This is a genomic window from Paenibacillus whitsoniae, from assembly GCF_003955665.1.
In the GTDB taxonomy this organism is placed as follows: domain Bacteria; phylum Bacillota; class Bacilli; order Paenibacillales; family NBRC-103111; genus Paenibacillus_E; species Paenibacillus_E whitsoniae.
Window position 1 is genome coordinate 1 of sequence record NZ_RXHU01000109.1, and the last position, 21,088, is coordinate 21,088.

The window sequence follows — 21,088 nt, forward strand, 5'->3', positions numbered from 1 at the left end:
AAGCCTATGGCGAGCCCTTGCTGCCGACGCTTATCATGATCGTGGCAATGGAAGCGGGCCGGCTGATCGGCTATGGATACCCCTTTTTTATTGGGCTGGGACTCCTGGCGCTTGTCGTTCTAAGTGTACAGATCGAGCGAAGCCCGAAGAAACGGCAAGGGCAAAATTAACGTGTACGCCATTTCTTAGCCGCATATAACAGCAGAAGGGCAAGAGACGGCACCAACAGGCACATAATCACATCGAACCATACATAGTCTTTGCTTAAATAATAACTATACGTCGTCGTACTGGGAGTTCCCGCAACGGTTGCCACCAGTAGCAGCATGCCGACCGGGATGGTTAGCATACGGCTGTCTTGTAATTTTAACAGTTGGGCTAGCCCGGTATTGAAACTGAAAAATAGCAGGAGTGACTTATAAAAAACGGTTATAAACCATAAAATGGCGATAATGGCCTCAACGCGTTCCAGAAAATTACCGATCTTAATTTTTTGAGCTAGGACGAAGGTTGGATAATTTTTCGTCTCCATTAAATTCGGCCCAAGCACCAGGACGCAAAGGAATACGACGATAAACAGAATCAATCCGCCTGCGGCAAAGCCAGCCATAATCGGCTTGCTGAGTCCTTTGCTGCTCTTCACATGCTGAACGAGCATTAGCAGGACGACCATTTCCAGAAATCCGGCAGTAAAAGCAGGTAAGACACCGTTACTGATTCCGAGTACGTCCGTATCGGCGATCGGTCGCAAATTGTTCCATTCCATTTTGGGTATCAGCAAAATGACCAGGTTAATAAAAAGGATCAGAAATACAGGAAACAAGACTTCACCCACGCGAGCAAAAGCTTCGATTCCGTAGCGGTAAGCAATGATGATAACGAACAGGAATACAATGAAAATCGCTTTCATGGGAGTTTCCGGCATCAGTTGTAAAGACATGAATTGACCCAGCTCACTTAGTAACGTCACGCAGCAGAGAAAAAAGTTCGCTAAAAATGCCAGCATGAATAAGCCCCCAAGCCACCTGCCAAGCCCTTCCCTTAGCTCCAGAAACAAACTTCGATGTCGCAGTATTTTCGCGAAAAAGCTAAACAAGCCTCCCGCGGCCATGCCGAGAATGAGAGCGATTCCCATGGATATCCAGGCATCCTGCTTCGAGAATTTTACAATCGAGGTAGGCAGAATAAGGATACTATCGCCGACTACACCCAAGACGATGAGAATCATAAACTGACGCCTGGAGATTATTGCGTTATCTTGGTTGACCATAGACACCCCTCTATTCCATCGATCCGAACAATCGTACCTTCCTATTTCCAATGCATGATCGCATCCATGAGCTCGAACGGATTCGGCAATTTGACCTTCAACGACATCGCACAATCAAGCGCCGTGGCCGTCAACAGGAGCGTCATGAAGACCACAAATTCTTTCATCTGCTTATTCCTGAGCATCCGCGGGGCTTCCAGCCAATAGGCGCCTGCAGCTAACGCAAGTACGGATATAAAACCCGCCAACTCGCACACCCCCCTTTCTAAATCATTGTAGAGTAGTATTGCTGGTTGTGCCTGTATTTCGCAAAAACAACGAAATATCGTAACGGACTTGTACTTGCGGGAACCAAGTGTCATTCCAATCCGTTTTTACCGTTTTCCAGTAATCGGGGTGTTCCTTCGCAAACATGCTGCCAAAACCTACGATGTCGGTTCGTAGCGCTTTGACCCGTTTGACTGCCGATTCTACATTTGCTTGAATGATTTCTTTCCCTTCATCCTGGAGCTTAAGAATCGTATCCGGCAGCGTTAAATCCACATCTCTGCAAGCCCGATCCACGACATTCGCTTCCGCACGAATAGAGATCGTCACCTGGGGATTGCCGTCTACAATCGCCGTTTTCAATTTTGATGTGGATGAAGTCACCTCAATCCCCACAAATTGTTGTTTCCCACAGGGCACAGAAATCGAGGTACTGTCCAAATGATTCGTCAGATCGGTATAGCCTTTGCTCTCTTCCTCGTTCAACCAAGCAATCAGTTTACCTTCCTTAAAAGCTGCAATGCCCGAATAACGAAATCTGCTCGGCGGTTGAAACGGATCTATATTTTCTCTGTATTGCCCGATTTTCGATTCTCCGACAATTCGAATACCGGTGATGGCCGGTTCATAACCTGTCCCGGACATCATTTTCAACAGTTCATCAAGCGTGATGGCGATGGTTGGCGCCCAATTTTGCTGGGACGTTTTCAACGACTGCTGCATATTATACGTGGGCAATTTTTCAAGCGGCGTATACAGTTTAAGTATATTTTCTGCCGAAGTTCCTCGGGCAACGACGATATTAAAGTCCATGCGTGTTTCATTATCACGAAATGCGGAATCGATAAAATCGCGAATATCTCTGCGTGCCAGCGATTCGCCGATTACATACATTTGCAAATGCCCCATGTAGATTTTGCGCGGAGCTTCTGCAGTAAGAGATCTCGCAGCCTCGAAAATGGTTCTTCCGCGGGCTTGATAGAGTGTGCTCGGCGGTCTGTAGCTGCTGCTTCGCTTCTCCGAAATTTCACTTGGATTCACGACCTGGAACGAAACGAGATACTCGCCGTCAACCCAATCAATGCCAATGCCGAGGGCAATCAGAAGCTGGTTCAGCTCCCTCCTACTCCAACAACCCGTAAGCAACAGCATACATAGCGTGATCATCATAAGTTTGTATTTCATGTTGTCAGTTCTCCTTATGATCGTTTACGAAGGCGGGCGCGGCCCGCAGACAATGAAGTATCTGGCCTTTTGTAGGTAAGCCATCTGGGCAGCCGAAATAACGCATCTTCAAATTCTGTTCTTTTATACGGTGAGAAAGGTGACATGTACGGTTCCCCGAACGAACGCAGCGAGCATACATGCAGCAATAGAACCAGCAAGCCCATCACAATGCCAAATAACCCAAAGCTGGCGCCAACCCCCATAAAAGCGAAACGCAGAATTCGGATGGGGATAGACAAACTGTAAGAAGGCAGCGTAAAGGTGGAAATTGCTGTAACCGCAACAACGATGACCATGGCGGCGGACACGATGCCAGCGTCGACAGCCGCTTGTCCGATGACGAGGGTTCCGACGACAGAGACGGCTTGGCCGATCGCTTTAGGCATACGAAGCCCCGCTTCCCGCAAGATTTCAAATGTCACTTCCATGACGAGCGCTTCGACAAATGCAGGAAAGGGAACCCCTTCTCTCTGGGCAGCAAGCCCGATAAGCAGCGAAGTTGGCAGCATATCCCGATGAAACGTCGTAATCGCGATATAGGACGCCGGCAGCAGCAAGGAAATAAACACGCTGGCAAACCGCAAGATGCGTAATAGGCTGCTGTAAAATGCACGTTGATAATAGTCTTCAGGGGACTGGAAAAAGGTAACAAGCTGCGTCGGAACGAGCAGCATATTTGGCGTGCCGTCAACCAGAATGCCAACCTTACCTTCCAATAGTTGAGCTGCCACCACATCCGGCAAATCGGAATTGTATACAGTTGGGAACAGGGAATGAGGCGCATCTTCGATCAATTCCTCAATGTATCCGCTATCCAGCACACCGTCAATTTCAATTGACGCCAACTTGATGCGTACATTCTCAAGGACGGAGGGCTTGGCAAGCCCGTTCACATGAACGATAGTGATATCCGTTTTCGTTGTATCTCCGATTGTGATCGTTTCGAACCATAGATTGGGATCTTTGATCTTGCGACGAATCAGTGCCGTATTGATGCGCAGTGTTTCAGTGAAGCTCTCTCTCGGTCCGCGAATAGCAGTCTGGTTATTTGATTCCATAACATCGCGGCTCTTCCATTCACGGATACAGGCACGGTAGGCGTGATGACTTCCACGAAACAGCAAGATGGCTTCTCCGCTAAGAAGAAACCGGTATATGTCTGAAAAGTGAGTACATGCATATACGGGACCGATACCCGTAAGCAGATCTTTGGCAATCCTTTCAATCGAACTATCTTCCGTACTGCTTGGCGTCGCTGGGATATGTGCCAACGCGTGATTCAGCACATCGAATATATAGGTATTAATGATTTTCGCATCGGAAAGTCCGTCCATATAGACGATCGCAGCTGCAGCATCCAGCGTATTGACGTCTCGAATCTCACGAATGACAACATCGTCACTTCGACCCAAGTCCATCTGAATGCGTTCAAGATTTATATCAATAATGGGGGAAATCGGCATCTTGTTGTCGTTCATTGAACTAGGCCCTCCTTCCAATCCTTCCCTCCCCATTATGACCATTTGCCGGTAAGGATAAACGACCATGAACTCACAGCAAATCGACTGTCGATAACGAAAAACCCGACAACCATTGGAGGCTGCCGGGTTCTACATGTGCTATTGCTACTTCAACATTCATTAATTGTGAATAAACTCCTGCACCCACTCGCCGTTATAATAAGCAACGCCGATTTGTGTGTAATTAGGGCTCAAAATATTTTGACGGTGCCCCGCGCTGTTCATCCAGGCCGTCATCACGGCTTCCGGCGTCTGCTGGCCTTTAGCGATATTTTCGCCGGCATACGTGTAACGAATGCCGTATTGGGTCATCATATCAAATGGCGACCCATAGGTCGGCGAAGTATGATCGAAGTAACCGTTGTTGTACATGTCTTTCGCTTTGTCCAGCGCCAATGTACTAAGCGCGCTATTTACCGTCAATGCGCTTAGTCCGGCCTTCGCACGCTCTTGATTGACCAAGGTCACAACCTGTGCCGCAAAGACCGATTGCGAGGAACTTGGCGCAGAAGCCGTTGGCGTAGAAGGCGTTGTACTGCCTCCGGTCGATACTCCCGGAATGTTCAGCTTCATGCCCGACCAGATCACATTCGGATTGGCTACCTGCGGATTTGCTTTAATCAGGGAAGCCAGACTCACACCATTTTTCTGCGAAATTGTCCACATGGTGTCATTCTTGGCAACCGTATACGTCCCGCTAGCTGCAAACGCAGCCGTGGAGCCCACTAACATGGATAGGCCGAGCGCGCCAGTCACCATAAGTTTTTTGTAACGCTTCATTGCATCCATCTCCTTTTTGCGGCCTGCGAGGTTAGCTGTCGGATTCGGGTCAAAGAGCAATCACCCGGCCGCTTGCGCGGCTTCACCCCGGATCATGGGTCCCCCGTGCTTCATGAAAAGCTTCGGCCTTCTAAGTTGTCTGTTTCGATCCCCAGGGATCTTCCAGATTGTATCATGCCTGAACGAGAAGAACATGACACAAAATTTTCCACAGAGAATTGAAAGCGCTATCAAAATTATCGGAATTGTGTGACTTTTGGCCGGCAAGCACGTATAAAAATAAGCTTGATTGCTCAAGCTTTTTACACTTATTGCTTTAATGTGCCGACAGACAGGGCCCGGTATTCCCACAGCACGCGCTGCACATCGTGAAAGCGCCCTTCCGGACACTGGATAATTACCGCTAGCTCCGGGAGCCGCTCTTTTTTGCGAATCACCTTATGGAAATAGGAAGACTGCACGACCCGCGTGATGGTATACCCGAGAACAAACCCGCACAGAGCGGAAAAAATACCGACATAAATCGGCCCCAAGGGCAACACAAAGCCGCAACAGATGCCGATGACCGACAAACCTGTCGCGCCAGCCATGCCGGACTCGAATGCGAGTGTCTTTTGTGAGGGGTGCCACTTCGCGTTTTTATCGAACCGTTCATCGTGATTATCCATCATGACAGTCATGATCTGGTGGCGCGGGAGCCCCGTTTTCTCGAGCACAGCCAGCGCTTCTTCCACCTCTACCGAATGTTCAAACGTGCTAATGATGAGCATGCGTGGGTGTCTCCTTCTCAAACAGATCCATGGAAAAAGGGGGATACCGCTCCGTAAAATACTGCTTTTGTTCGGTGCAAAACAGTGTGTTATGGTCGTGAGCCGTCATATAGGCATCATACATGGCACCGAAAATCACCGATGGCATAAACAGCAGCCACTGCGGATCAAGCATCGCCGTCGCTTCCTTGACATGTCCCAACATCAGGTGTATTAGAGCTTCATGCGAATGCGACAGTGTTAAATACACGAACCACCAGAATACCCCGTAAAATCCTAAAGCAAGTCGATTATTGTAAACTTGACCCAATCCTGGGAAGACCAAAGAACAGAACATGGCAGCACCAGGTCTTTTAAACCCGATTTGTTCAATGGTCAGCGGCTTAATCATAAATGGTACGATTCTCGCTCCTTCCAGCTTTGCCAAATGGTATTGCTTGTTGGCCGCGACCGCTTTAACATAACTGTCCCATATGGCAAATAAATACACGATCGCATAAGCGAGAACCCACTTCGTCTCAAGGACTTGCGCCGCCAAATACGGTCTTCCGCTGAATGAATAATAGATCGCCTGATTGATATGTGCGAGCGTGTTTATGACAACTTCCCAGGCCGACAGTAAAAAACCGCGTACAAACTGGTGCAGTAAAAAATGACCGAAGCCCGGGAACGTGACGGACCACCAGGCAATGATGATCGGATTTTGCCAGCGAAGCATGCTGATGCCGTCGGTCGAGATGATGGCCTGCGTTCTGCGTGGGCGGTGTGTATATAACGAATCCAAGTTCGATCATCCCCCCTTCTCTTCTCTGTCTAGTCACACAAGGTCTATTTACAAATATACCCATTTTGAAGCGATCTTTAAACGGATGGTTCGACAATTCAATCAGATTGGCCACTTAAACTTGATTGGTCAGGGCAGGTTTAAAATCCTCATCATAGATCGGAGAATCAATAAAATCATTATCATTCAGTACATTAATGACGTTAACTTGAAAGGAGGGACCTCCAATAAACTCTCCGGTACCAAAGTTATTTTTACTATGGGAATCCCAACTGGATTGCGCGTTCTCTCCAATTCCAACTGTCGCATTCCTATGTTGACTGTTGACATTGATCATATTAAAAACAATAGAAGTTGGCATTTACTTCAAATCCTCTCTGGAGAACTCTCCATGACTGGTATCCTTTTACCTTATTCGTAGCTTCGCCCATTTGTGCAACAAAACGAAAGCCCTTGCTTTTTGAAAACAAGGGCTTGGCACACTTCGATATGATTCTGTTTTCTTGTCCTGTACATTCCCGTTTCCAATCGCATATACTCAGGGTACGAGGGTGACATCATGGCGTAACTGCAGGAAAGGTGAGGAAGACGCAATGCGCAAACTGCTCGAATCCGACGCAGATCTTTTTACAGCCGCCCTATCGCAATCTACGGTATCTGTCTGGCAAACAGATGCAGTAGGTGTATATTGCGAAGTGGAGCGCGGAATAATTGAAAAATTCACCAAAAGTTCGATTCAGCTCAGCACAAAATCGGATACAATCTCCATCTATTATCGAGATGACGGCACGCTATTCCAAGTCGAGCTGTAAATCCGCCAGGCGGCCGATCGGCCTCAGCCAGCTCCGATCGCCTCGCTGCTCGACCTCCACTTGTGCGCCGAAAAAGTCGGACAACAGCTCCGCGTTCAGCACCTCTTGCGTAAGGCCGGCGCGGAACACTTCGCCGCCTTTGACAAGCAGCGTCTGGCGGAAGACTGGCATAATTTCTTCAATATGATGCGTTACAAAGAGCAGGGTCGGCGCATCCGGCTGAAGCGCGATCCGCTCCACCATGGTGAGGAGCATCTCTCTTGCGAATACATCGAGGCCTGTGCAGGGCTCGTCGAGAATCAGCAGCGCAGGCGACGCCATTAAGGCACGTGCGATCAGCACCCGCTGCCGTTCGCCCTGCGAGAACGTGTCGTACCTGCGGCCAGCCAGCTTGCTGCAGCCGAGCAGTTGCAGCAGCTCATGCGCCTTAGCGACATCCGCTTCATCTGCTTTATCGTACAAGCCGATGGTTGCAAATTTGCCGCTCAGCACCGTGTTCAAAGCCGTCTCGCTGCCATGCAGACGCTGCTGCAGCGACGAGCTCACCCAGCCGATCGATTTGCGCAACTCGCGCAAGTCGAATTCGCCGAATTTTTGACCAAGAACGGAAATTTCACCGGAAGTCGGCCAAATATAGCCGTTAATCATATTGAGCAGCGTCGTTTTCCCCGAACCGTTCAGACCGACGATACACCAATGCTCGCCAGGCTGCACCTGCCAGTTCACCCCCTTCAAGATGGGCTGCTGTTCACGAAGCCACGTTACGTCCTTCACGTCGATAATCAAGATAATCCCTACTTTCAAATGATAAATTGGATAACCTATCTCTCCATTGTACCATCTCGCGGGGAAGTTGCGGGCCCTTCAACCAAGTATTTCGTTAACGGCGTTAATGGATTGCCAATGGCTGCTCCGCTCTGACGCCGGGCGTGCTCGGCTGCCTCCACCATGGAGAGCTGAGCGACGGACAACTTGAGGTCAGGATTGTTCGCTTGTAAGCGCACGATATAGTCTGCGACTTCACGGGTGTACGCTGCCTGCTTCCCTTGCATGATGAGCTCGAACGTATTGGCGATAACGGCTGATTCCACGCCCCCAACTGCCACTCCCTGCTGTGCGGCGTATCGGTGAAGCCTTGCCATCGTCCCTTCTACCGTCGCGGGATTCGTGAACAGCAGCAGTTGCTGCCCGTTATGTGCGAGGATTTCCTCAAAAAACGGCTCATCGATTTTCAGAATCGGCACCTGCGTATCAAGCCGCTTCTCATCCAGCAGCGCAATGTAATTCGTACAGGTGATCAGCAATTTATTCGGGTTCATCTGCAGCATCCACCGGATCTGCTCGGCGACTTTCACTTTCGCCTGCTCCTCGCCGAAGCTCGGATCGGAGCCGATTTGACGCATCAGCCCGGGATCGACGTAATGAACCAGTTCGACGTCCGCCGAAGCGGCGGCCTGCTCGATGTAGGCAATATTTGAATGATGGGCGTGCAGGCAAGCGATTGTGGTTTTCATGGCAAAGCTCCTTTTTTAGTTATGCCTCTTTCTTCAGCTCAAAAATCGAATCCACGATAACCGGCAAGTTGCCTCGCAGCGATACCGCGCCAAAGACGGAGCGCGCGTGCACGCCTTTGTCTCCGAAAACATCCAGCATCAGCTCCGAGCAGCCGTTCAACACAAGATGATGCTCCTCAAAGTCGGCGGTTGCATTCACAAAGCCCTGCAGCTTCACTACCCGCTTTACCAAATCCAAGGAGCCAAGCTCGGCCTGCAAGACAGCGAGAATTTCGAGTCCGGTAAGCCGGGCAAACGCATAACCTTCAGCCGTCGTATACGTATCGCCCAGCTTCCCCTTCGGCGATCCGTAAGGCCCTTTTCCCGACACGAATAACAGTCCATTGTTCACCTCTACCGCATTCGCATAACGTGCCGCCGGCTTGCTCACTTCGGGAAGTATAATACCTAGCTCAACCAAACGTTCAGAAATGGTGGATTCCTGCATGGAGACCCCTCCTTCGTATTAAGGCCGTTCTATGATCTGATTTCGCTCGGGACCAACCGAGATCCAGCGAATCGGCACTTCGATGAGCGCCTCCAGACGGAGCACATACGCCTGTGCTTGCGGTGGCAGCTCCGCAAAGGTCCGTATCGCGGAAATATCGCATCCCCAACCAGGGAGCGTTTCATAGATTGGCGCTGCTGTATACAACTGCTGCGGGCTTGGGAACGCCGTCACTTGACCGCTTTCGAGACGATACGCCGTACAGACCGGGATTTCCGGCAGATAGCCCAGTACATCCAGGTTCGTCAAGGCAACTTCTGTTGCCCCTTGAAGCCGACAGCCGTATTTCGTAGCGACGCTATCGAACCACCCGACGCGTCTGGGCCGCCCCGTCAATACCCCGTATTCGCCGGCATCGCCGCCTCGCGCACGCAGCGCCTCCGCCTCGTCTCCCGACAGCTCCGTCACAAAAGCGCCGTCGCCCACACAGCTGGAGTAAGCCTTCGTTACGGCAACGATCCGCTTAATCTCATGCGGCGGCAGTGAAGCACCGACGGCGGCAAAACCGGCCAATGTAGAGGACGACGTCGTGTACGGGTAGATCCCGTGGTCAGGGTCCCGCAGCGCCCCCAGCTGCCCTTCGGCCAAGATCCGCTCTCCACGGGCCAGAGCGGTGTGCAGCAGCTCTGTCGTATCGCAGACATAAGGCTTCAACCAGTCAGTATCACGCTGCAGTTGTTCCATCACTTCATCGACCGTGAAGCCAGGATGATGATAGAGTTGGGTGAACAGCACATTCTTGATTTGAAGCGCTCTCTCTATTTTTTCTCTGAGTCTTGTCTCATGAAACAAATCCGCGACCTGAATGCCCAGCTTCGCATATTTGTCCGCATAGAATGGCGCGATGCCCTGTTTGGTTGAACCGAACTTTTTCTCGCCGAGCCGCTCTTCTTCTAACTCATCCAGCGCAATGTGATACGGCAGCACCACCTGCGCCCGATCGGAAATGCGCAGCCGGGGCGTGGGAATGCCTTTCGCCGCCAGCGTCTCCAGCTCTTGACGAAGCTTGCTCAAGTTGAGCGCCACGCCTGGCCCGATCACATTTGTCACCTGAGGATGGCAGACACCGGACGGAAGCATATGCAGGGCGATTTTGCCATAATCGTTGATAATCGTATGCCCTGCATTGCTTCCGCCTTGAAACCTGACCACATAATCAACTTGCCGTGCAAACAGATCCGTAATCTTCCCTTTCCCCTCGTCTCCCCAATTCGCGCCGACTACCGCTGTAACTGTCATGTCTTGATCCTCCTGTTTTGAAATTCACTTTCCATTTCAAAGTATAGAGGGTATAGTGAAATTAAAATAATGAATAATAGTAATCCCTGATATTAATAATACTAATAGCAAGGAGGATATTTCATGGTACATAACATGGATTTATACCAGGCTTTCTATTTCACTGCCCGCACCGGCAGTCTGTCGAGAGCCGCAGAGGAGCTGTATATTACGCAGCCGGCCGTCACTCACGCCATTAAGCAATTGGAAGCGAAGCTGGGCGGCCCGTTATTCGTTCGCACGTCCAAAGGCGTGACGCTCACCACGGAAGGCGAAACCTTGTTCACCTATATTGAGCAAGCCTATCATTTTATTTTAAACGGTGAACGGAAAATTAGCGAAATGCATCAACTCACCCACGGCGAGGTGAAAATCGGGGCCGGCGATACGCTGTGCAAGCATATCCTTTTGCCCAAGCTCCAAGCGTTTCACGCAGCGTACCCGCAAATCAAGCTCCAGATTTTCAACCGAACAACGGCAGACACCGTCACCATGCTAAAAGAAGGCAAGATCGACATCGGCCTCATCCATTTGCCTTTCACAGACTCAGCCGTCGACATTGTAGAAAGCGTATCCTTGCAGGATTGCTTTGTTGCGGGCGACCGCTATCTGCATGTAACCGGCGGCGAATTGACAATGGAGCAGCTTGCGGCATATCCGCTCATTCTGCTGGAGAAAGGCAGCCAGACCCGGGCTTATCTGGATGCGCACGCGGCCAAGCTCGGGGTTAAAATCAAGCCCGAAATCGAGCTGGGCAGCATGGATCTGCTTGCGGAATTTGCGCAAAGCGGTCTGGGCATCGCGTGTGTCGTCAAGGAATTTATCCACGCCGATCTTGCGCAGGGCCGCTTGCATGAAATCCAGCTCTCCCCCCCGCTGCCGCCGCGCAAGGTCGGAATTGCCAGATTAAAAAGCACGCCACTGTCGGCGGCGGCGAAGCAGTTTTACAAGCTGCTGCTGGACGCGTCGGCGCTTGTTGCGCCCTATGAATCGCTTAGCTAGCCCATATTTCCATTGCTTATAGGGGCTGATTTTCAAAATGGTAGCCTTACGGATCACAGGGGCTGCTTCGCATACCTACTTTCTGGTGCGACGAAAAACCTGCAAATCCGCAGGCTTTTCCCATGCTCCTCAGCGGATTCTATAAAATACCTGCAATTCGGCAGGCTTTTCCCATGCTCCTCAGCGGATTCTATAAAATACCTGCAATTCGGCAGGCTTTTCTCGGTGAGAGCCCTCTTTTGGAACTAAACTGTCCGAAAGCCTGCTTTTTCGCAGGCATGTTATGAAAAATGCCATTTTTGCGGCAAAAACCTGCTTAAATGCAGGAATCTGTCAAATCTTGCTCGACAGACGCACGATCCACGAATGAGCTCCATCCAACAAATACGAACTAAGCCTGCAGCATCAACTGCAGGCTTGATCCATCAGCGAATCAAGAATAAATCTTCTCGCCTTTTTCCAGCATTTCGATGTATTGCTCGATCTTCTTCGACCGGGTCTCGGCTTTCTTCACCTGCTGAATGCGGAAAATCATCGCATACCGATTGGTGCTGTCCAGCGTCTCGAAAAACGCCTTCGCCTTACTGCTTCGTGCCAGCGCCTCAGCAAAATCATCCGGCACGGCCGCCCGGCTCTGCGAAGCATAGGCCTTGTCCCATTGCCCGTTCTGCTTGGCGGTCTCAATCGCGCTAAGCCCGGACGGCTTCATTCGGCCTTCGGCAATCAGGCGCTCCGCCTTTTCTTTGTTCACCAGAGACCATAGGCTCTTTGGCCCGCGCGGTGTAAATCGCTGCAGCCAGGACTGCTCGTCCCCTTTTTCCTTCTGGCTGTCAATCCAACCGTAGCAGAGCGCGCTTTCCAGTGCCTCCTCGTAGGTCACGGACGACAGACCGCTGCCTTTCTTGGCGATTCGAAGCCGAACGCCGGGCGAAGTATCATGCTGCTGCGACAGCCAGTTCTCCCAAGCAGCTTGATGTTCCACATGCAGCACGGGTAATTCAGGTTTTGAAGCCACAACGATTCCTCCTGTAATCTCGGTGCCAGATGCACCGCGGGAATTTGACGAATCTTTTCTTATGTTGCCATGATTTCGCTTCGCTAGTTATTTGATAATAGCCATGCTGTTATATCTGCTACAACAATCCGGTCCACGTTTGCGGAATCCGCTATTCCGCAAAAATCTCCTGCACAAACAGCATCACTTTTCGCTGATGCTCCTCGCCGGTTTCATGCCCGTTAAAGGGATAGTCATAGATCCGCTTAGAACAAGATAATCGGTTATACGCACCGTACACTGTCTCTGGCATACAAACCGTATCCTTCCAACTCACAGCCATCAAAACCGGCGCCGTAATGCGATGAGCCAGATTCACAATGTCAAAATGGGCAAGCGTCGCAAGAACATCCTCCAGCTTATCGGGGTATCGTTTCACGTAACGGGCAATTTCGGTCAAGGAGCCTGTCGAATTCAGAACGCCAAAATCCATGTGGCACATATTCGGGATATTCGCTACAACCGCACGAATATGGGGACTAAGCGCCCCCGCCAGCAAAGCCATGCCGCCGCCTTGGCTGGATCCCATAGATGCGATACGGTTCGTGTCCACTTCCGGCTGCTGTGCCGCGATTTCCGCCGCGCGCACGACGTCGAGCGCCAGCTCCAAATAATAGCAGCGATCCTTATCCATAATGTTCGTCGAGACCCAGCCCGGCGCTGCGCCGGTTAGATCCGGCAGCAAATTGCCGGTCTCACCGGTTTGGCCGCGCGCATCGATCGCGAGCACGGCATAGCCCAGCATGAGCCATTGCGCATAACGCTCCGGCAAGCCTTTGTCGCCTGTGTAGCCAGGGAACGTTAGGATGCAAGGGCGCTTGGACTCGCCCGCATGCGTCGGCACCAGGAACCAGCCATGAATCGGGGTACCGTCGTGTCCCGCATAGATCAGCTTGTCGACTCGCACCGTAGGAAATAGCGAATGCTCCTGCACTCTGACGGCTTGCAGCGGCACCTCGCGCGATTCCGCCAGTTTGGCGTTCCAAAAGGCATCAACCGTCTCGGCATCCAGAGAAACAGGGGCTTCGTAACGCTGCAGTTCACTTTTACGTTTGGCAATCGCATTCATAGAAATCTTCGTTCTCCTATCTTTTTTGTAATATCTACCACTTCTACATGTGGCAACCTTTTCCTTCCTAAGGACGAAAAAATAGCCTGCGCCTCGATAGAGACACAAGCTTTGTTGTTACTTGGCTTGGGCATCCAGCCCCCGGCTGGTGCTGTCGCGCACCCTCATAGCCGCCTCCTTGCGGCGAACTCCCACAGCACCTTGCGGCTCCCGTACCGAATGAGATCGCGTTCTTCTACAACTTCCAAAGACCACTTTGCTTCGTTCCAGAAATGCGCAATGTCTTCTCGGTCAAAGAATCGCCGATAAATGCCCTCATGCGCATACAAATGCCGCTCCACCGCCGCCTGTATGCCTTGCTTATTGGGCATATCTTGAAGCGCGTTCACTCGGCCGACCAGGAGCCCGCCTTCTTGCAGAACCCGATGCAGCTCCGCAAGAATGTCAAACGTCGTCTGCTCGTCAAAATAATGCAGGCTCAGATCGGCGATCACAACCTTTGCCGAACCGCTGTCAAACGGCAGTCCGTTCCGCATATCAAAGCATCGGGTTACGAGATCCGGCCTGTACGCCTGAAGCTGCCTGAGCGCCTCCTCCGCCACGTCGCATGCGACGACCGGTAAGCCATGCTCCAGCAAATAGAGGGCATTGTTGCCGAGCCCGCAGCCCAAGTCCACAATGATGCCCTCAGGCCTGGACATTTCGCCCATGTAACGCTCAAGCCAGCTCTCCCGGTCCGGGTGAAAGCCAACTTCCCTGTATACGTCGTTCCAATACCCCTTCAATGTGTCCATCGGTGCCGCCTCGCTTCAGGAAATGAACTGCTATAACCTGATCATAAAGACTCCGCGAGGATAGCGCAACCTTTGACGTCAAGTACCCGGTCCGTGCACAACTCTCACAAATCCTTCGCCGTATGCGGTTTGCTGTAATGACTGACTCCCCCGGAACCTACCAGCACCTTGCCGCCTCTCCTGAATGTCAAGAGCTTGCTGGCAAGGAACAACGGCGTCACAATGGCACGCTAGCCTCCTGCAAAAAATACGCCGTTTTCGCCGCTTCCGCCTCCAGTATGCGCTGCACGCGTTCGAGGGGCATCCGGTCAAATCTTTTCCAATACAGATACCGGTACAAATTATGCGGAAAAGCTAGATCAAGATAGACGAAGTGAAGCTCATCTTCGGTGAGTGGATGTTCGGCCATGTACGCGTCTCGGATTCGTTCAAAGACGGCCTCATCCCATTCAGCTGTCTTTTTGATAAGCGAATGAAGAATACGGTTCAAGTCCCTGGACGGACCATCCAACCGCACGAACTCCCAATCGATCAAGTACGCTTCGTCTTGTGCAGTGATTAATACATTTTTCGTATGAAAATCGTTATGACTGATCACGGGCGGCAGTGCTCCGGACAATGTACGATCGCCGAGGCGGATCGCAAGACGTACCTGCACCTCTCGGGCAGCGGCGAGAAAGACGTCCAACTGCTTGCGCACGGCTTTGCGATTCTTCTTTTTCGCGCTTGTTCCCGCTTCCCGCCATCTGTCCAAGAATGACTGGACGTCCTGATACTCGTTGTCCCAGGAAAGAAGCCCATTGTCCGATTCTTTCTCCTCAGGCAGATACGTTTTGGATCGAAAGTGAACCTGTCCAATCAAGCCTGCCATCCATACCGCCATGTCTTCCGGCGACTTCGTCCACGGCACGGCACAAATCCATTCCTGGAGCACATAATGCTTCCATTTCCACGAGAAAAACAACTGATCTCCTTGCGTCTTCCGAATGGCCGGAATCTGTATTCCACTGCTCCGAAGAAACTGTTCGCAATCCAGTATAAAGCGCAACCGGGCTTCGTTCACATATATGCTTTTCAACAAATAAGTCCCCTGCTCCGTCTCCAGCTTGACTACCAAGGTGCGGCTCGTATCATGCAAAACTTCCGTCCGCGCAATTGTCAAACCGTAGATTTGTTCTATCCGCGCCTTTAACTCGTCGTCCATCTGCACCACATCCGTCGCCATTGTCGTTATTCGCTCTTGTTAGTGTATGTTCTTGCTGCCAGAAAGCATGGATGAATGTGCCTTATCGCCGTCCAAAATAAAAAAAGCCGCTACGCTAGTAACGGCCATTTCTCGAGCGTTTAACGCGCTCCTCGTTTTCTTTTATGGTACACCAACCATCCCGCTCCCGCGATTGTCGCGCCCAGCAGCACGCTAAAAAAAATAATATAACCGAGATGAAACAGCTGCACGTTTTCTCCTCCTTCATCACACAGAGCTGACGCCTCTATGCTCTATAAGATGACGCAAGGAAGACGAAAATATGCGCTCAGTTCTCCGTATGAATCAGCGGCAGACGCTTCTTACGCGCTCGCGTGACGAGATACAGCGCTGCCAGCGTGGCTCCGATTGTTCCGCAGATAATGTCAGTCATCGTGTCCTGCAAGCTGCCGTTCTGATTGTTCGTCCCGAAGAAGACATCCATGCTGTACTCGAAAATTTCCCACACGCCCGCCATCGCCACGGCGAAAAACAAGCTCAGCCAAATGGCTATGCGCGCACTAGGGGCAGCTTCCCCTTCGTGCTGCGTCGCTTTGCGATAAATCAACAAGCCGATGAAGGTCAGAATAACACCGGAGAAAAAATGCTCGATTTTATCCAGATGCGGAATAATGCCGTAGAATCCGAATTCATTCGCCAAGAACATCGTGACGAAAATAAAAAGCAGCACAATAAACCGAAGCGAGGCAAACAGCGGTGTTCGCGTCCATCGCACAATCAGTCTAATCGAAGCCAGTACGATGAGGATTAAGACAGGCTCAAAAATTTTGGCCCCATTGCCTTTGATCCCGAAATACACCACACACCCCACCGCGAGAAGCGCCATTGCGCCCTCAAATACATCATTCCACTTTTGACTTGCCGGTTTCTGTGCCATGTTTCACCGCCTACGCATGAAGTCGCTTACTTCTTAATGTATCCAGGGAAATTGCGGAACATGCGTCCCCGGCATTCCCCGGTTCTTGCGGAAAGAAACTTGCCCGCAAACGTACAGAATTCCACTCGTGTACATTTCAACGAATCACTTAGTGACATATGCATAGAAATAGAAACCTATCTGCGAAGCGAGAGAGGCGGCTCGCCAGCGTTAGGCATCCAAGTCTTTTTATTATGAGATAAAAGTAGTTCGTAGTGCAACCATTTAGTGATGGAGTGATGGTGGTGGAAAATTATCAAATTGTCCCTTGGATAGATCACATGCTATCTCCGGACGTCGTGCATGAACAATATGTTCCTCCTGAATTGGAAGCCTTGGCGCGGCAAGTCATGGAACAGTATGACATGAAGGTTCATGACATGGTTCTTATTACATCCAAACCCGACAAGGGCGGCGCCATTTGGAAAATCAGTACGGACAAAGGCAATCGCAGCATCAAGGTTTTGCATCGCAGTCCGAAGCGCAGTCTATTCAGCATCGGCGCGCAGTCGTATTTGTCGGAGAAGGGGTATCGGGTACCGGCCTTTATCTTGACGAAAGACGGCAATAACTGTGTAGAAGCCGGCGGTAAGCTGTGGATCGTCACGGAATGGATCGAGCCGTTGACCCCGGTATCCAAAGTGGATTTAGCCGGTGCTGTAGAGCTTTGTTACGGTCTCGGCGAGTTTCACGCGAATTCCAAGGGCTACATCCCTCCGTTCGGCGCGGAGAAATCTTCACGTCTTTACGGTTGGGGAAAGAACTATGAGAAAATTATCGCGAAGATCGGCTGGTTTCGCGATCTGGCCCTCGCTTACCCAAGTGCCGCATCCAGCGGTCGGCTCTTGTCCGTCATCGACGAGTTCGAGCGGCAGGCCAACGACATTTATACGCGTTTCAAAGCGTCTTCCTACACGATAATGACGGCCAAAGGCGAGCCGTACTGGGGACTTGCCCATCAGGATTACGGTTGGTCCAACGGACAAATGGGAACCGGCGGCATCTGGGTCATCGACCTCGATGGCGTTTCGTACGACCTGCCTTTCCGGGATCTTCGCAAAATCATGACATCCACGATGGATGACATGGGCGTCTGGGATTTAACCTGGATTCGCGGCATGATCGAAGCGTACCACAAAGCGAACCCGATGGATCGCGAGACGTTCGAAATTTTGTGGCTGGATATGGCGTTTCCGAATGAATTTTATAAGCATGTCAAGGAAATTGTTTACAATCCCGGACCTTTCATGGAACTGGAATTGGGACCGATTCTGGATCGCATTATGGCCACCGAAACCAGTAAATGGGAAGCCTTGCGCGAGTTGGAAAACGATATGGCCGGCTACCTTCCCGGCGATTACACAACGGTCGACATGCCTTCTCTGGTCTTCGATCGGCCAAATCGCGAGTTCGTAACGCCGCTGCCTTCCTTTAAACTGCCGGCTGATGAGCGTGCAACAGCACCGAAATCTGTGCCGATGCAAGAACCGGCTGCGGTAGAGCTGGAACCGATAGCCGCTCAGGATCCTGTCGGTTTACCTGGGGTAGATTCGAAGCCTATGCCCGTGCGAGAACCGGCAGCCGAGCTGAAGCCTGCAAAAGAGCCAACACCCGCACAGTCGTCTGAACCGGTATTGGTTCGAGAACCTGTTGGTATGCCTCAGACGGATCCGAAATCCAAGCCGCTGCGCGAGCCGGTTGAAGCTGAGCTTGAACCTGCAGGAGAATTGGAACCCGTGCATATACAGCTGCCTAAATCCAATGTCGTCCAGGAACCTGTTACCTTCCCTCAAGCAGCTCCAGAACTTGTACCTGTCGGTACAGGGGCAGGGACAGGTGCAACTGCCGGGCCTCCTCCAGCCGCTCCGGCTCTCGTGACGCTGCCGGCTGCTCCTCCGCACCGTTTTACATTGACCGTCCCGAAAAAACGCAAATCCGCAAGCTCCCGCAAAACAAGCCGGCTTAAACGGCGTAGAAAACCGAGACGGCTCGTGCACTGGCGCTTGCAAAAGCGGCGAATGAAAGGACGCACCAAAAAAACCATCATTTGGAAGATAGCGATCTTGAAGCCGAAAAGAAAGAGCCTCAAGTCCAAAGCGCCAAGAAAAGGCACGCCGCTCAAATATCGAAGCAAGCTGCCTTCTACTAAAAAGAGCAAGTTCACCACGAAAAAGCGAACTGCTTGACGAAAGGAAGCTGTTACCTCGTGAATATTTTAATGATTTGCACGGAAAAGCTCCCTGTCCCCAATATTCGCGGCGGTGCGATTCAGACTTACATCTGCGGCGTTGCTTCCTTGCTGAGTCGCTCGCACCGTCTGACCATATTGGGCCGAACAGATCCTGATTTGCCGCAAGAGGAAGTTGTCGACGGCATCCGTTACGTGCGCTTGCTTTCCGAAGGGCTTCTCGAAGTCTATGCGCAGGGCGTCGTCGCTTACTTGGCTACCGCGCTGGAACACTACGACATTATTCATATTTTCAACCGGCCGAAGCTGGTTCTGCCAGTCCGCAGCGTAGCCCCGAACTCACGCATTATATTAAGCATGCACAACGATATGTTTCATCCGCTCAAGCTGCACCCCGGTGAAGGCAATGAAGTGATCGAGCAAACGGAACGGATCATTACGATCAGTAATTATATCGGCACCTCCATTACCGACTACTATCCGCAAGCTGCGCCTAAGCTGAAAACGATCTACTCCGGCGTCGACATCGACCGCTTTGCGCCGTGGCTCGAATCACAGCAGGCGCGCAGCGCAAGAGAAAGCCTGCGAGCCGAGCATAATCTTGGCAATAAGAAGATTATCCTCTTCGTTGGCCGCCTCACCCGCAACAAGGGGCCGCACGTCCTCGTCCGCGCCATGTCACACCTCAAGCATTCCGACGCCGCGCTCGTCATCGTCGGCGGCGCCTGGTACAACGACAATACGATCAGCGACTATATCGCTTATGTCAAAGCGCTTGCCGAACAAGCGCCGCTCCCTGTCATCACAACAGGCTACATCCAGGCGCACGATGTGCATCGCTGGTTCTGTGCCGGCGACGTGTTCGTCTGCACGTCCATCTGGCAGGAGCCTCTGGCCAGGGTGCATTATGAGGCGATGGCAGCCGGACTGCCGTTCCTGACAACGGCGCGCGGAGGCAATCCCGAGATTATCGCGAATAATAACGGAATGCTGATCAACAATCCGGAAGATCCCGCCGAATATGCGGAGAAGCTGAACTACCTGCTTTCCGACATGGGCAGAACAAGGCAAATGGGCATGAACGGGCGCCGGATGGCCGAGGGCCATTTTACATGGCCTCGAGTGGCTACCGACATTTTATCCGTATGGGAAGGCCGGTAAATTGGAAAAAGCCTATTGGACGATACATCCAATAGGCTTTTTGTCGTTTGGCGTATACTGCTCCTCCATGAGGAGGGAACTACACAATCGTGTGTGGCAGGAGAAACCTGCGATTATGTAGGAATTTCCAGCACCTAAAATGAAAAATAGGACGAAAAAGCTGCACATGTGCAGGCTTTCGCCTATTCTGTCATCTGTTAATGGCGCGTTGGCAATTTATGGGTAACCCTGACTAGACTTCGTCATCCGACTCCGAACCTGGGGCCTCTTCGGCTTCCTCGTCTTCTCTCTCGCTAGCCACTTCGTTGCCTTCTGCTGCTTCGGCTTCCTCGTCGTCACTCTCACTGCTTGTATCGTCGCCTTCTGCTGCTTCGGCTTCCTCGTCGTCACTTTCGCTGCTTGTGTCGTCGCCTTCTGCTGCTTCGGCTTCCTCGTCGTCACTCTCGCTGCTTGTGTTGTCGCCTTCTGCCTGCTCGGCTTCCTCGTCGTCGCTCTCGCTGCTTGTGTCGTCCCCTTCTGCCTGCTCGGCTTCCTCGTCGTCACTCTCGCTGCTTGTGTCGTCCCCTTCTGCTTCCACTTCTGCTTCCTCGTCGTCACTTTCACTGCTTGTGTCGTCGCCTTCTGCTTCCACTTCTGCTTCTTCCTCGTCGTCACTTTCCTCTTCCCTCGACGAGATTCGAACCATTTCTTCAAATTCAACTTCTTCTACTCTTTCCACTTCGTCCGCATGAGCCAACGCAACCAATCCCTTCTTCATTCACAATGTATAAGAACCACTCCGGTTTCTTTGTATAGTATGTTTTTCCAGTTCATTTGCGTAGGCGATTGATAGAGTCCATGTGCGGAATGTCGTCGTCTCCCGCATCCAAAC

The 21,088-nt window shown here is 51.5% G+C and carries 22 protein-coding genes and 1 riboswitch; of the genes, 4 read left to right on the forward strand and 18 right to left on the reverse strand.

Annotated elements, in window-relative coordinates; all coding sequences use genetic code 11:
- Window positions 1–166: 166 nt before the first annotated feature.
- The 8 genes from EJQ19_RS28500 to EJQ19_RS28535 all read right to left on the reverse strand — a co-directional run bounded on the left by EJQ19_RS28500 (window position 167) and on the right by EJQ19_RS28535 (window position 6,979).
- Complete coding sequence (locus EJQ19_RS28500) at window positions 167–1,270, reverse strand: GerAB/ArcD/ProY family transporter (protein WP_126144627.1); 1,104 nt, start codon at window positions 1,268–1,270, stop codon at window positions 167–169.
- A 41-nt stretch (window positions 1,271–1,311) separates the two neighbouring features.
- Window positions 1,312–1,518, reverse strand: coding sequence for a hypothetical protein (locus tag EJQ19_RS28505; RefSeq protein WP_126144628.1), 207 nt, complete (start codon window positions 1,516–1,518; stop codon window positions 1,312–1,314).
- A 22-nt stretch (window positions 1,519–1,540) separates the two neighbouring features.
- A complete protein-coding gene (locus EJQ19_RS28510) occupies window positions 1,541–2,722 on the reverse strand; it encodes a Ger(x)C family spore germination protein (protein WP_126144629.1) in 1,182 nt (393 codons plus the stop codon).
- A 14-nt stretch (window positions 2,723–2,736) separates the two neighbouring features.
- Window positions 2,737–4,242, reverse strand: coding sequence for a spore germination protein (locus EJQ19_RS28515; RefSeq protein WP_241243122.1), 1,506 nt, complete (start codon window positions 4,240–4,242; stop codon window positions 2,737–2,739).
- A gap of 162 nt (window positions 4,243–4,404) precedes the next feature.
- Window positions 4,405–5,064, reverse strand: coding sequence for a CAP domain-containing protein (locus EJQ19_RS28520; protein WP_126144630.1), 660 nt, complete (start codon window positions 5,062–5,064; stop codon window positions 4,405–4,407).
- A gap of 5 nt (window positions 5,065–5,069) precedes the next feature.
- A riboswitch (cyclic di-AMP (ydaO/yuaA leader) is annotated at window positions 5,070–5,202 on the reverse strand.
- A gap of 170 nt (window positions 5,203–5,372) precedes the next feature.
- On the reverse strand, window positions 5,373–5,834 hold the full coding sequence (locus EJQ19_RS28525) for a hypothetical protein (RefSeq protein WP_126144631.1): 462 nt from the start codon (window positions 5,832–5,834) through the stop codon (window positions 5,373–5,375).
- Complete coding sequence (locus EJQ19_RS28530; protein ID WP_126144632.1) at window positions 5,821–6,618, reverse strand: DUF5683 domain-containing protein; 798 nt, start codon at window positions 6,616–6,618, stop codon at window positions 5,821–5,823. The genes EJQ19_RS28525 and EJQ19_RS28530 overlap by 14 nt, the downstream gene beginning before the upstream one ends.
- A 115-nt stretch (window positions 6,619–6,733) precedes the next feature.
- Window positions 6,734–6,979, reverse strand: coding sequence for a spore germination protein (locus EJQ19_RS28535; protein WP_126144633.1), 246 nt, complete (start codon window positions 6,977–6,979; stop codon window positions 6,734–6,736).
- Window positions 6,980–7,211: 232 nt separating this feature from the next.
- Here EJQ19_RS28535 and EJQ19_RS28540 point away from each other — a divergent pair, with 232 nt between their 5' ends.
- Window positions 7,212–7,430 carry a hypothetical protein gene (locus EJQ19_RS28540; RefSeq protein ID WP_126144634.1) on the forward strand — a complete coding sequence of 73 codons (219 nt, stop codon included), beginning with the start codon at window positions 7,212–7,214 and terminating at the stop codon, window positions 7,428–7,430.
- Here the strand turns inward: EJQ19_RS28540 and EJQ19_RS28545 are convergent.
- Genes EJQ19_RS28545 through EJQ19_RS28560 form a run of 4 tightly spaced genes read right to left on the reverse strand, consistent with a single transcriptional unit; the run spans window position 7,410 to window position 10,730 of the window.
- Window positions 7,410–8,216 carry an ABC transporter ATP-binding protein gene (locus EJQ19_RS28545; RefSeq protein WP_126144635.1) on the reverse strand — a complete coding sequence of 269 codons (807 nt, stop codon included), beginning with the start codon at window positions 8,214–8,216 and terminating at the stop codon, window positions 7,410–7,412. The genes EJQ19_RS28540 and EJQ19_RS28545 overlap by 21 nt on opposite strands.
- A gap of 35 nt (window positions 8,217–8,251) precedes the next feature.
- Window positions 8,252–8,944 (reverse strand): hypothetical protein, encoded by a 693-nt coding sequence (locus EJQ19_RS28550; protein ID WP_126144636.1) that lies wholly within the window; start codon window positions 8,942–8,944, stop codon window positions 8,252–8,254.
- A gap of 19 nt (window positions 8,945–8,963) precedes the next feature.
- Window positions 8,964–9,431 (reverse strand): RidA family protein, encoded by a 468-nt coding sequence (locus tag EJQ19_RS28555; protein WP_126144637.1) that lies wholly within the window; start codon window positions 9,429–9,431, stop codon window positions 8,964–8,966.
- Between the two features lie 18 nt (window positions 9,432–9,449).
- Window positions 9,450–10,730: an adenylosuccinate synthase gene (locus EJQ19_RS28560; protein WP_126144638.1), complete on the reverse strand. Its 1,281-nt coding sequence runs from the start codon at window positions 10,728–10,730 to the stop codon at window positions 9,450–9,452.
- Between the two features lie 123 nt (window positions 10,731–10,853).
- On the opposite strand from EJQ19_RS28560, the gene EJQ19_RS28565 reads away from it, so the two are divergent.
- Window positions 10,854–11,771: a LysR family transcriptional regulator gene (locus EJQ19_RS28565; protein WP_126144639.1), complete on the forward strand. Its 918-nt coding sequence runs from the start codon at window positions 10,854–10,856 to the stop codon at window positions 11,769–11,771.
- 433 nt (window positions 11,772–12,204) lie between these two features.
- Here EJQ19_RS28565 and EJQ19_RS28570 read toward each other — a convergent pair whose 3' ends face one another.
- The 5 genes from EJQ19_RS28570 to EJQ19_RS28590 form a co-directional block, all read right to left on the reverse strand.
- A complete protein-coding gene (locus EJQ19_RS28570) occupies window positions 12,205–12,786 on the reverse strand; it encodes a YdeI/OmpD-associated family protein (RefSeq protein ID WP_126144640.1) in 582 nt (193 codons plus the stop codon).
- A 151-nt stretch (window positions 12,787–12,937) separates the two neighbouring features.
- Window positions 12,938–13,894, reverse strand: coding sequence for an acetylxylan esterase (locus tag EJQ19_RS28575; protein WP_126144641.1), 957 nt, complete (start codon window positions 13,892–13,894; stop codon window positions 12,938–12,940).
- A gap of 164 nt (window positions 13,895–14,058) precedes the next feature.
- Entirely contained in the window at window positions 14,059–14,688 is a 630-nt protein-coding gene (locus EJQ19_RS28580; RefSeq protein WP_126144642.1) for a class I SAM-dependent methyltransferase, read from the reverse strand.
- Window positions 14,689–14,905: 217 nt separating this feature from the next.
- Entirely contained in the window at window positions 14,906–15,913 is a 1,008-nt protein-coding gene (locus EJQ19_RS28585; protein ID WP_126144643.1) for a phosphotransferase, read from the reverse strand.
- 307 nt (window positions 15,914–16,220) lie between these two features.
- Window positions 16,221–16,829 (reverse strand): DUF2238 domain-containing protein, encoded by a 609-nt coding sequence (locus EJQ19_RS28590; RefSeq protein ID WP_126144644.1) that lies wholly within the window; start codon window positions 16,827–16,829, stop codon window positions 16,221–16,223.
- 284 nt (window positions 16,830–17,113) lie between these two features.
- Here EJQ19_RS28590 and EJQ19_RS28595 point away from each other — a divergent pair, with 284 nt between their 5' ends.
- Both EJQ19_RS28595 and EJQ19_RS28600 read left to right on the forward strand, forming a co-directional pair.
- Window positions 17,114–19,054: a CotS family spore coat protein gene (locus tag EJQ19_RS28595; protein ID WP_126144645.1), complete on the forward strand. Its 1,941-nt coding sequence runs from the start codon at window positions 17,114–17,116 to the stop codon at window positions 19,052–19,054.
- Window positions 19,055–19,074: 20 nt separating this feature from the next.
- The gene (locus tag EJQ19_RS28600; RefSeq protein ID WP_126144646.1) at window positions 19,075–20,217 is read left to right on the forward strand and encodes a glycosyltransferase family 4 protein; all 1,143 of its coding nucleotides are present in this window, start codon (window positions 19,075–19,077) and stop codon (window positions 20,215–20,217) included.
- Between the two features lie 232 nt (window positions 20,218–20,449).
- Here EJQ19_RS28600 and EJQ19_RS28605 read toward each other — a convergent pair whose 3' ends face one another.
- Window positions 20,450–20,953, reverse strand: a complete 504-nt coding sequence (locus tag EJQ19_RS28605) for a hypothetical protein (protein ID WP_126144647.1) — start codon at window positions 20,951–20,953, stop codon at window positions 20,450–20,452.
- Window positions 20,954–21,088 lie beyond the last annotated feature (135 nt).

Bases quoted from the DNA above. Each gene is read 5' to 3' on its own strand.
- EJQ19_RS28500 (WP_126144627.1), bottom strand. From the start codon at position 1,270: ATGGTCAACCAAGATAACGCAATAATCTCCAGGCGTCAGTTTATGATT.
- EJQ19_RS28510 (WP_126144629.1), bottom strand. From the start codon at position 2,722: ATGAAATACAAACTTATGATGATCACGCTATGTATGCTGTTGCTTACG.
- EJQ19_RS28515 (WP_241243122.1), bottom strand. From the start codon at position 4,242: ATGAACGACAACAAGATGCCGATTTCCCCCATTATTGATATAAATCTT.
- EJQ19_RS28520 (WP_126144630.1), bottom strand. From the start codon at position 5,064: ATGAAGCGTTACAAAAAACTTATGGTGACTGGCGCGCTCGGCCTATCC.
- EJQ19_RS28525 (WP_126144631.1), bottom strand. From the start codon at position 5,834: ATGCTCATCATTAGCACGTTTGAACATTCGGTAGAGGTGGAAGAAGCG.
- EJQ19_RS28535 (WP_126144633.1), bottom strand. From the start codon at position 6,979: ATGCCAACTTCTATTGTTTTTAATATGATCAATGTCAACAGTCAACAT.
- EJQ19_RS28540 (WP_126144634.1), top strand. From the start codon at position 7,212: ATGCGCAAACTGCTCGAATCCGACGCAGATCTTTTTACAGCCGCCCTA.
- EJQ19_RS28550 (WP_126144636.1), bottom strand. From the start codon at position 8,944: ATGAAAACCACAATCGCTTGCCTGCACGCCCATCATTCAAATATTGCC.
- EJQ19_RS28555 (WP_126144637.1), bottom strand. From the start codon at position 9,431: ATGCAGGAATCCACCATTTCTGAACGTTTGGTTGAGCTAGGTATTATA.
- EJQ19_RS28560 (WP_126144638.1), bottom strand. From the start codon at position 10,730: ATGACAGTTACAGCGGTAGTCGGCGCGAATTGGGGAGACGAGGGGAAA.
- EJQ19_RS28565 (WP_126144639.1), top strand. From the start codon at position 10,854: ATGGTACATAACATGGATTTATACCAGGCTTTCTATTTCACTGCCCGC.
- EJQ19_RS28575 (WP_126144641.1), bottom strand. From the start codon at position 13,894: ATGAATGCGATTGCCAAACGTAAAAGTGAACTGCAGCGTTACGAAGCC.
- EJQ19_RS28580 (WP_126144642.1), bottom strand. From the start codon at position 14,688: ATGGACACATTGAAGGGGTATTGGAACGACGTATACAGGGAAGTTGGC.
- EJQ19_RS28585 (WP_126144643.1), bottom strand. From the start codon at position 15,913: ATGGCGACGGATGTGGTGCAGATGGACGACGAGTTAAAGGCGCGGATA.
- EJQ19_RS28590 (WP_126144644.1), bottom strand. From the start codon at position 16,829: ATGGCACAGAAACCGGCAAGTCAAAAGTGGAATGATGTATTTGAGGGC.